Below are 9,508 nucleotides of genomic sequence, written 5' to 3'. Positions count from 1 at the left end.
GAGTGGAATCGCGGAAGACGATCGTGGAGCGGGTGCTGATGTACGAGCGGGGGGACGAGGCGTTCTTCGCGAAGTGGGAAGGGGAGGACCGCGCGCTGCGGGAGCGGCTGATCGTCGCACGCGCCGCATTGCCGGGGATCGGATTGCCGGATGCGCTCCTCGAATCGGTGGTGACCGTGGTGGCGGAGCTCGGCGTGGCGGGGCACCGGGGAGACATCACCGTGCTGAAAGCGGCGAAGGCGCTCGCGGCGATCAAGGGATTGCCGGCCCCCGACGCGGAGTGCCTCTCCGACGCCTTCCGGATGGGACTACCGCACCGGCTCAAGGAAGATCCGTTCGAGGAGACGGCTTCCGGACGGAAGCGGCTGGAGGAGACGCTCGCCCGGTTCGGGACCTGAAGCTCAGCCCTTGTCCGGCCGTCCGTGGCCGGGGTAATGCCTGTCCAGGCATTCCGGGCAGATGCCGTGGGAGACGCTGGCCGCCGACCGGTCCATGATGTAGGAGTCCACGGGCACCCACGCCTCGGGATCCCGTTCCTTCGCCCCCTCTTTCCGGATCTTCTTGCAGTGGGAGCACATCGGGAGGATCCCTTCCAGCGTACTGATCTCCCGCCGGGCCTCCTCTAGACTCTCCACCAGCCCCAGGATGCGTCGTCCGAGGAAAAAGAGGACGGAAAGCGCCAGCGTGAGAAGCAGGAGGTGCGTGGCGACGTCCCGGCCGGTCGTTTTGGCGGCGGACCGGTCGAACGGCACGTAGGGGAAGGCGACGCTGATCCCCCCGAGGATGTCTCCGACCCGGTATCCCCGGTCCCGATGGCATTCGAGGCAGGCCGCCTCCGCCTTCAGCGGCTCCATGTAACGGAATACCCGGTTTCCGGAGGGCCCCTGCAGTGCGTGCGCCGCCGGGACCCCCTTTCCGAAATCCGCCAGGGTGGCCCGTTCCCAATCGTCCGGCGCGTTTCCCGGGCGCATCGTCTTCAGGCCGGTGATGTGGACGACGAATCCTTCCCGCGCGAGGATGTCGCCGACGAGCCGCGTCATGTAGGCGGGATTGACCTTCGTCAGCGACACGCCGGTCGTGGTCCGGACGTCGCGGTCGGGGGACGCCAGGTACTCGTTCGGCCGCGTCTTGTCGGTGACGGGGACGTAGACCCCCCCGTGGGAGGCGTTCCAGCTCCGGGCGGCGACGACCGTCCGGAACAGCGCCTCCCCCCAGGACACGGCCAGGCGGTATCGGTCCTCCCGGGTCTGGCGGATGTCGTGCGCAAGGGAGATCGCGGTCCCGATGAGGAAAAGGACGCAGATCAGCGCCAGGTACCGGCGGGTCTTTGCGATGGAGCTTCCGGTCATCTTCGGGCGCATCATATCAGAACAGCTCGTATCGCAGCAGGCGGCAGTCGATCGGCCCGTTCATGACGGGGATCTTCCGGGACGCCTTCAACCCCAGGAACCGGGTGAGGCCGGGATTCCCCGAGAGGATGTAGGCCGTCCATCCGCGGCACCGCTTCTTCAGCGCCTCCCCAAGTTCCCGGTAGAACGCCTCCGCTTCCGCACCCCCGGGCAGCCGCTCGCCGTACGGAGGATTGCACAGGATCGTCCCCGGCCCTTCTCCGGGGGAGAAGAACCGGACCGACTTTGCGGAGAACTGGATCCGTTCAAGGACCCTTGCGTTCCCGGCGTTGCGGATCGCGCCCGCGATCGCCTCCGGAGACACGTCGCTCCCCTCGATCCGGACCGGCTTCGCGCGGCGGGCGGTCTCCTTCGCCTCCGTCAGCAGCGCCTCCCAGCGTTTCCGGTCGAACGCGTGCAGCCGCTGGAAACCGAAGGAGCGGCCCATCGATCCCGGGGCGATATCCCCCGCGATCAGCGCCGCCTCGATCGGAATCGTCCCCGCGCCGCAGGCGGGATCGATCAGCGGCTCCTCTCCCTGCCACCCCGCGAGCAGCAGCAGTCCCGCGGCCAGCGTCTCCTTCAGCGACGCCTCCGTCGGATGCGCCCGGTAGCCGCGCCGGTTCAGACTCTCCCCGGAGGTGTCGAGGGAGACGGAAGCGGCGTCCCGCAAGATCCGGACGACGATCCGCACGTCCGGCGACGCGGTGTTCACGTCCGGGCGGCGGCCCAGCGCCTCCCGGAAGCCGTCCGCGACCGCGTCCTTTGTCTTCTGCGCCGCGAAATGGGAATGGGTGATCCCCGACTCCCGCACGGTGGCGTCCACGGCGATGGTGCGCTCGGGCGGGAAAAGGTCGTGCCACGGGATCTTCCGGGCTCCGTCGTACAGCGCCGCGGGGGTCGGGGCAGAAAACTCCGAAAGGAGCAGGACCACCCGGTTCGCCGAGCGCAGCCACAGGTTCGCGCGATAGCAGAGCGTCATGTCCCCGGAAAACGAGACGCTCCCCGTGCCGATGGAGATCTCCTCCCCGCCCAGCGCGGCCAGCTCCCCGGCCAGCACCTCTTCCAGCCCCTTGAACGTGGTCGCGAAGAACCGGTGCTCCGCCTCGCGCTTTTTCATGGCCACATAATACCGCGAACTGGCGGGGGACGCTCTTCCCCTTCGCCCTTGTTTGAAGCGATGAATGTCCCCCTCTGTCGGGGTTTTGCCTCCCCCGGCGCCCCTGTGGTAAATTGATCGTCCATCCAACGGCGGGGGGAGAAGGATTCCATGGCGATCACGCGGGAAGAAACGCTGTACGTGGCCCGCCTTGCGCGCTTGGCGCTCTCCGATTCCGATGCCGACCTCCTGCGCGACCAGCTCGGCAGGCTTCTCGATTACATGAAGCAGCTCGACCGGCTCGACACCTCCGACGTCGTACCGACCTCCCACGCCGTGGACATGGGCACCCCGTTCCGGGAAGACGTCGTCCGTCCGTTCGGCGACCGGGAGGCGATCCTGAAGAACGCTCCCGACCGCGCCGGGGATTATTTCCGCGTCCCGCGGATCATCGAGGATTAGCGTCGCCGTGCCGAATCCGCCCTTCCACGAGTGGACCCTCATCGAGGCGGCCCGGAAGATCCGGGACGGGGAGATCTCGTCCCGCGAGCTGACCGCCGCGCTCCTCGAACGGATCGCGGCGCTCGAGCCGAAGATCAACGCCTATATCACCGTCCTGCCGGAAGCGGCGATGGCCCGGGCGGCGGCCTGCGACGAGGAGCGGGCGCGGGGGAAGGCATCCGGAGCGCTGCACGGCGTTCCCGTCGGGCTCAAGGACATCTTCTGCACCCGCGGCGTGCAGACGACCTGCGGAAGCAGGATCCTCGCCGGCTTCGATCCCCCGTACGACGCGGGGGTCGCTTCGAAGGTCCTCGCCTCCGGGGCGGTGCTTCTGGGCAAGCACAACATGGACGAGTTCGCCATGGGCTCCTCCACGGAGACGTCGCACTTCGGTCCCACGCGGAACCCGTGGGATCCCTCGCGGATCCCCGGCGGCTCCTCCGGCGGCACGGCGGCTTCGGTGGCCGCGGGCACCTGCTTCGCCGGGGTGGGAACCGACACCGGCGGATCGATCCGCCAGCCGGCGGCCCTTTGCGGCGTCGTGGGGCTCAAGCCGACGTACGGGCGCGTGTCGCGCTACGGGATGATCGCCTTCGCCTCCTCCCTCGACCAGGCCGGCCCGCTGACGCGTTCCGTCGCGGACGCGGCGGCGATGCTCGGGATCATCGCGGGGCACGACCGGAGAGACTCCACCAGCGTGGACGTGCCCGTGCCCGATTACCTGCCGGCGGTGTCCCGTCCGGTCAGGGGAATGCGCATCGGGCTTCCCAGGGAGTATTTCGAGGGAGCCGGGCTGGATCCCGAGGTCAAGGCGGCGGTGGAGCGCGCGCTGAAAATCCTGACGGACCAGGGCGCCGTCGCGGTGGAGGTTTCGCTGCCGCACACGGAATACGCCCTTTCGACGTATTACCTCATCGCCCCGGCGGAGGCGTCGTCGAACCTCGCCCGGTACGACGGCGTCCGGTACGGCCACCGGGCGGAAGGGGCTTCCGGGCTCATCGAGATGATGTCGAAGACGCGCGCGGAAGGATTCGGGGCCGAGGTGAAGCGGCGCATCATGATCGGCACCTACGCCCTCTCGGCGGGATATTACGAGGCGTTCTACGGGAAGGCGCAGAAAGTCCGCACGCTCATCCGCCGCGATTTCGCCGCGGCGTTCGAGAAGGCGGACGCGCTGCTGACACCCACCACCCCCACCCCGGCGTTCCGCATCGGGGAGAAGACCGGCGACCCGCTGACGATGTACCTTTCCGACATCTACACCATCCCGTGCAACCTCGCGGGGATCCCGGGGATCTCCGTGCCGTGCGGGCTCTCGAAGAGCGGGCTGCCCATCGGGGCGCAGCTCCTGGCGAAGCACTTCGACGAGGAGACGCTGTTCGCGGTCGCGGGCGCGGTGGAGCGCGCCCTCCCGGCGCCGGGCGCGGCGCCGGTGGCGAGTGCTCCAGTTCATAAATAGGGCAAGCACCGAGAACGTCGATGCGCCGCATCCGGCAAGGCGCGCGACTGAGGCGTGCCGGGGAGCACGGTGAAGGAGAGCAACGCAGTCGGGGCGGATGCAGCGGCGTTCGAATGCTGCCATATTTGTGAATTGGAGCACTAGAGGCGGGAGGAGATGGAATTCGAGGCGGTCATCGGGCTGGAGGTCCACGCGCAGCTTTCCACGGAGAGCAAGATCTTCTGCGCCTGCTCCGCGAAGTTCGGCGCCGCCCCCAACGAGAACAGCTGCCCCGTGTGCACCGGCATGCCGGGGGTGCTCCCCGTCCTCAACCGGAAGGCGGTCGAGTACGCCGTCCGGACCGCGCTGGCCACATCGTGCAGGGTGCAGCGGCGCAGCGTCTTCGCCCGGAAGAACTACTTCTACCCCGACCTGCCCAAGGCCTACCAGATCTCGCAGTACGAGGCGCCGCTCGCGCTTGCCGGACACGTCGACATCGAGACCGACGGCGGGACGAAGCGTATCGGAATCACCCGGATCCACATGGAGGAGGACGCGGGGAAGCTGGTCCACGAGGGGGAGTTCGCCGGGGCCCAGGCGTCGCTGGCCGACCTGAACCGCTGCTCCGTCCCGCTCATGGAGATCGTCTCCGAGCCCGACATGCGCACGCCGGAGGAAGCGGGCGCCTACCTGCGGCGGCTGCGCGACATCCTCGTTTACCTGGAGGTGTGCGACGGGAACATGGAGGAGGGATCGTTCCGCTGCGACGCCAACGTCTCGGTCCGCCCGAAAGGGCAAAAGGAGTTCGGGACGAAGGCCGAGCTGAAGAACATGAATTCCTTCCGCAACGTGGAGAAGGCCGTCGAGTACGAGATCCGCCGACAGATCGAGACGATCGAGGACGGCGGCAGGGTGGTGCAGGAGACGCGGCTGTGGGACGCCAACGCCGGCGTGACGGCGTCGATGCGCCGGAAGGAGGAGGCGCACGACTACCGGTACTTCCCCGACCCGGACCTGCTTCCTTTGGTGGTGGAGGACGCCTGGGTCGAGGAGCTGCGCGGCACGATCCCCGAGCTGCCGGCCGATAAAATCGCCCGCCTGTCGAGGGATTACGGCATCCCGCGGTACGACGCGGGCATCTTATCCTCGTCGCGGGCGCTGGCCGATTTCTTCGAGCGCTGCGTCGCCCTGTACGGCGGTGCCGCGAAGACGACCGCGAACGAATGCGTCCACTGGAAGGACGCCATCCTCGCGGGGCGGCTCACGCCCGAGACGATCGCCCACGCGGTCGAGGACCGGGAGAGCGGGACGGTCTCCGCGACCGCTTCGAAGAAGCTCGTGGAGGCCGTGCTCGAGACGGGGAAGGCGTTCCGGGCGCTGCGCGACGAGAAGGGGCTCACCCAGCTGTCCGACGCCTCGGCGCTCGACGCCGTCGTGGACAAGGTGCTGGCGGCCAGCCCGAAGGAGGTCGAGAGCTACCGGGGCGGCAAGACGGGGCTGCTTTCCTTCTTCGTCGGGCAGGTGATGAAGGAAAGCCGCGGCAAGGCCAACCCGAAAATCGTGCAAGAGGTGCTGAAGAAGAAGCTGGGGTAGCGGTCCGATGGAGAGCCGGGAGCGGGGAAGGAAGGCGCTGATCGTCGTCGACATGCTGAACGACTTCCTGCGCCCGGGCGCCCCGCTGGAGGTGCCGGCCGCCCGGGAGATCGTTCCCGCGCTGCGCCGGAGGATCGCGAAGGCGCGGCGGGACGGGGAGCTGGTGGTCTTCGTCTGCGACTCCCACCGGCGGAACGACCCGGAGTTCGCGAAGATGGGGTGGCCCCCCCACGCCGTGGAAGGGACGCCCGGGGCCGCCGTGTTTCCCGCGCTGTCGCCCGCCCCCGGGGACGCGGTGGTGGAGAAGCGCACCTACTCGGGGTTTTACAGGACCGCGCTGGACGCGGTCCTCCGCAGGCGCAAGGTCCGTTCCGTGACGGTCGCCGGCTGCGTCACCAACATCTGCATCCAGTTCATCTCCGGAGAGGCCGCGATCCGCGGGTACGACGTGACGGTCGACGAGCGGCTCGTCGCGGGGCTGTCGCGGAAGGACCACGCCCACGCCCTCGGCCAGATGGAGAAAGTGCTGGGCGTCCGGGTGCTCCGCCGCCCGGAGGAGGTCGGAAGACGATGAGCCCTCCCTCCCCGAAAGCCCCGTTCCTCGAACTCATCCCCACCGCCGGCGAGATCCGCCGGGGCGACACCACGGACGTGTATTTCCGCCGGACGATGGAGGTGCTGCGCGCCGCCGGCAAGGACAGGGTGCGCGTGGCGGCGGAGGGTTTCGTCAAGGGCTTCCCCGCGGGGTACCCGTTCGCGATCCTTTCGGGGATGGACGAGATGCTCTCGCTCCTCTCCGGGCTCGAGGTCGACGTCGACGCGATGGAGGAGGGGCGGCTGTTCCTCACGGAAGAGCCGGTCTTCACCGTCGAGGGGCCGTACGGCGCCTTCTGCGAGATGGAGACGGCGATGCTGGGGATGCTCTGCCAGGCGACCGGGATCGCCACCGCCTCCGCGCGGCTGAAGCACGCCGCGGGGGCGAAGGCGCTGCTCAGCTTCGGCGCGCGGCGGATGCATCCGGCGCTTTCCACGATGATCGACCGGAGCGCGTTCGTCGGCGGGGCCGACAGCGTCTCCGTGCTGCGGAGCGCGGAGTTCCTCGGGGATCCCCCCCAGGGGACGATGCCGCACGCCCTCGTGCTCGTCTTCGGCGACACGGTGGAGGCGATGCGCGCCTTCGACGCGACGATCGATCCGGAAGTGCCCCGCGTCTGCCTGATCGACACGCTGCAGGACGAGAAGTTCGAGGCGCTGCGGGTCGCGGAGGCGCTGGAGGGGAAGCTCTCCGCCGTGCGGCTCGACACGCCGGCGTCGCGCAAGGGGAGCTTCCGGAAAATCCTCGAGGAGGTCCGGTGGGAGCTCGACCTGCGCGGATTCGGGTCCGTCCGGCTGTACGCCTCCGGCGGACTCGGCGAGGCGGACGTCCGCGCGTTGAGCGACGTCGCGGACGGGTTCGGAGTGGGCACGGCCATCAGCAACGCGCCGACGGTCGATTTCGCGCTGGACATCGTCGAAGTGGAGGGAACACCGCTCGCCAAGCGGGGGAAGCGGTCCGGGCGAAAGCAGGCGCGCGTCTGCCCCTTCTGCGGGAAACGGGACGTCCTTCCGGCGGAGGCGCCGGCGAAGAGCTGCTGCGGCGGCCCGATGGAACCGCTGCTGCTCCCGGCGATCCGGGCGGGGCGGGCGGTCCGGGAGCCCTTCCCTCCGCGGGAGATCCGGGAGCGGGTGCTGCGGCAGGTCGCGCGGTTCCATGCGCCGACGGAGGGGAAATGAGCGAAACGTTCCGCACGATGGCCTGGGAGGGGGACGCCCTCCTGCTCCTGGACCAGCGGGTCCTGCCGACCGTGGAGTCGATGCGGCGGTGCACCGATCCCGCCGGCGTGGCGGACGCCATCCGGACCATGGTGGTCCGCGGGGCGCCGGCGATCGGAGTGGCGGCGGCATTCGGCCTGGTGCTGTCCGTCCATGCCGCCCGGAAGAAGGGGCGCCCCTGGCGCAGGTCCTTCGACGAGGCGGCGGTCCTTTTGGCGGGCGCGCGACCCACGGCGGTGAACCTGTTCTGGGCCATCGAGCGGATGCGGAAGGCGGCCTCCGCCCTCCCCGACGATGCGGAAAGCGCCTTCGCGTCGCTCGAGCGGGAGGCGGTCGACATCCTCGAGGAGGACGTGGCCGCTAACCGGGCGATGGGCGCGCACGGCGCGAGGCTGCTGCCGTCGAAGGGGTGCGTGCTGACCCACTGCAACGCCGGGGCGCTGGCCACGGCGGGGTACGGCACGGCGCTGGGCGTGATCCGCGCCGCGATCGCGGCGGGGAAGGGGATCCGCGTGTTCGTGGACGAGACACGCCCGTTCCTGCAGGGGGCGCGGCTGACGGCCTGGGAGCTGATGAAGGACGGCATCCCCTGCACGCTGATCACGGACAACATGTCGGCGACGCTCTTCCGCGCGGGGAAGATCGACGCGGTCGTCGTGGGGGCGGACCGGATCGCGGCGAACGGGGACGTCGCCAACAAGGTGGGGACGTACGGCGTCGCCGTCCTTTGCAGGGAGCACAAGGTGCCGTTCTACGTGGCCGCGCCGCTGTCGACGATCGACCCGAAGATCCGGACCGGCGCCGAAATCCCGATCGAGGAGCGCGACCCGTCCGAGGTGACGCACGTGATGGGGAAGCGGGTCGCGCCCGTGGGCGTCGACGTGTACAACCCGGCGTTCGACGTGACACCGGCCCGGTACGTGACCGCCATCGTCACCGAGAAAGGGGTCCTGGCGAAGCCGTTCTCCGCCTCCATCCGGAAGCTGTTCCGTTGAGCGGCGGGTCCGGCGATACCGTCCTCCTCGACCGCCTGCGGGAGATCGGGGTGCGGGACACCGCGCGGGTGCTTTCCTGGCTCCTGGAATTTCTCCGGCGCCACCCGACGGAACCCGACGGACTGGAGCTGCTGTTCCTCACCGCCGCCGGCTCGCCCGATCCGGACCTTTTCTTCCTCAACCTCTCCCGCTGGTCCGATTCCCTCCGCCCCGATCCCCTGAGGGACTGCTTCCGCAACGAAAGGCTCCTGCCGATGATCGGGGGGCTTCTGGGGGGATCGGAGTTCCTCCCGGAGCAGGTGGCGCGCCGCCCCGAGATCTTCGAGACGCTCTTCGAAAAGGAGGGCGTGCTGTCGCGCCCCGCCGCCGGGGAGCTCCGCCGGGAGGCGCTCGAGGAGGCGGACCGGTGCGCCACGGAAGAGGAGATGAAGCGGGCGCTGCGCCGCATGAAGCACCGGGAGATGACCCGGATCGCCGCGCGGGACCTGGCGGGGATCTCCCCGCTGCCCGAGGTGACGCAGGAGCTGTCGGCGCTGGCCGAGGCGGCGCTCGAAGGGGCGGTCCGCTTCGCGCGGAGGGCGGTTTCCACGAAGGCGGGGGAGCCGACGGCGGTCTTCCCGGACGGGAAGCGCCTTCCCTGCCGGTTCGTCGTGCTGGGGATGGGGAAGCTGGGGGGGCGGGA

The 9,508-nt window shown here is 69.5% G+C and carries 10 protein-coding genes; 8 read left to right on the top strand and 2 right to left on the bottom strand.

Annotated features, from left to right (window positions below):
* Positions 1-398 (top strand): magnesium chelatase ATPase subunit I (locus tag AB1346_06615; protein MEW6720103.1); only part of this gene is annotated, 398 nt, incomplete at its 5' end.
* A 3-nt stretch (positions 399-401) separates the two neighbouring features.
* Here AB1346_06615 and AB1346_06610 read toward each other — a convergent pair.
* Positions 402-1,349: a DUF3365 domain-containing protein gene (locus AB1346_06610; protein ID MEW6720102.1), complete on the bottom strand. Its 948-nt coding sequence runs from the start codon at positions 1,347-1,349 to the stop codon at positions 402-404.
* Positions 1,350-1,365: 16 nt separating this feature from the next.
* Positions 1,366-2,508 carry a THUMP domain-containing protein gene (locus AB1346_06605; GenBank protein ID MEW6720101.1) on the bottom strand — a complete coding sequence of 381 codons (1,143 nt, stop codon included), beginning with the start codon at positions 2,506-2,508 and terminating at the stop codon, positions 1,366-1,368.
* 150 nt (positions 2,509-2,658) lie between these two features.
* Here AB1346_06605 and gatC point away from each other — a divergent pair, with 150 nt between their 5' ends.
* From gatC to AB1346_06570, 7 genes are all read left to right on the top strand, one after another.
* A complete protein-coding gene (gene gatC / locus AB1346_06600; GenBank protein MEW6720100.1) occupies positions 2,659-2,949 on the top strand; it encodes an Asp-tRNA(Asn)/Glu-tRNA(Gln) amidotransferase subunit GatC in 291 nt (96 codons plus the stop codon).
* Between the two features lie 7 nt (positions 2,950-2,956).
* Positions 2,957-4,447 (top strand): Asp-tRNA(Asn)/Glu-tRNA(Gln) amidotransferase subunit GatA, encoded by a 1,491-nt coding sequence (gene gatA, locus AB1346_06595; GenBank protein MEW6720099.1) that lies wholly within the window; start codon positions 2,957-2,959, stop codon positions 4,445-4,447.
* 156 nt (positions 4,448-4,603) lie between these two features.
* Complete coding sequence (gene gatB / locus AB1346_06590) at positions 4,604-6,019, top strand: Asp-tRNA(Asn)/Glu-tRNA(Gln) amidotransferase subunit GatB (GenBank protein ID MEW6720098.1); 1,416 nt, start codon at positions 4,604-4,606, stop codon at positions 6,017-6,019.
* A gap of 7 nt (positions 6,020-6,026) precedes the next feature.
* Positions 6,027-6,593, top strand: a complete 567-nt coding sequence (locus AB1346_06585; protein ID MEW6720097.1) for an isochorismatase family cysteine hydrolase — start codon at positions 6,027-6,029, stop codon at positions 6,591-6,593.
* Positions 6,590-7,792 carry a nicotinate phosphoribosyltransferase gene (locus AB1346_06580; GenBank protein MEW6720096.1) on the top strand — a complete coding sequence of 401 codons (1,203 nt, stop codon included), beginning with the start codon at positions 6,590-6,592 and terminating at the stop codon, positions 7,790-7,792. The genes AB1346_06585 and AB1346_06580 overlap by 4 nt, the downstream gene beginning before the upstream one ends.
* Complete coding sequence (gene mtnA, locus AB1346_06575; GenBank protein ID MEW6720095.1) at positions 7,789-8,826, top strand: S-methyl-5-thioribose-1-phosphate isomerase; 1,038 nt, start codon at positions 7,789-7,791, stop codon at positions 8,824-8,826. Before AB1346_06580 ends, mtnA begins: the two co-directional genes overlap by 4 nt.
* Positions 8,823-9,508, top strand: a 686-nt coding sequence (locus tag AB1346_06570; GenBank protein MEW6720094.1) for a hypothetical protein, incomplete at its 3' end; no start/stop codon positions are given. The genes mtnA and AB1346_06570, both read left to right, overlap by 4 nt.

The organism is Thermodesulfobacteriota bacterium (assembly GCA_040758155.1).
GTDB lineage: Bacteria > Desulfobacterota > Deferrimicrobia > Deferrimicrobiales > Deferrimicrobiaceae > UBA2219.
This window is presented reverse-complemented; position numbering and strand designations above follow the sequence as displayed.

Bases quoted from the DNA above. Each gene is read 5' to 3' on its own strand.
- gatB (MEW6720098.1), top strand. From the start codon at position 4,604: ATGGAATTCGAGGCGGTCATCGGGCTGGAGGTCCACGCGCAGCTTTCC.
- AB1346_06580 (MEW6720096.1), top strand. From the start codon at position 6,590: ATGAGCCCTCCCTCCCCGAAAGCCCCGTTCCTCGAACTCATCCCCACC.
- gatC (MEW6720100.1), top strand. From the start codon at position 2,659: ATGGCGATCACGCGGGAAGAAACGCTGTACGTGGCCCGCCTTGCGCGC.
- AB1346_06610 (MEW6720102.1), bottom strand. From the start codon at position 1,349: ATGACCGGAAGCTCCATCGCAAAGACCCGCCGGTACCTGGCGCTGATC.
- AB1346_06605 (MEW6720101.1), bottom strand. From the start codon at position 2,508: ATGAAAAAGCGCGAGGCGGAGCACCGGTTCTTCGCGACCACGTTCAAG.
- mtnA (MEW6720095.1), top strand. From the start codon at position 7,789: ATGAGCGAAACGTTCCGCACGATGGCCTGGGAGGGGGACGCCCTCCTG.
- AB1346_06585 (MEW6720097.1), top strand. From the start codon at position 6,027: ATGGAGAGCCGGGAGCGGGGAAGGAAGGCGCTGATCGTCGTCGACATG.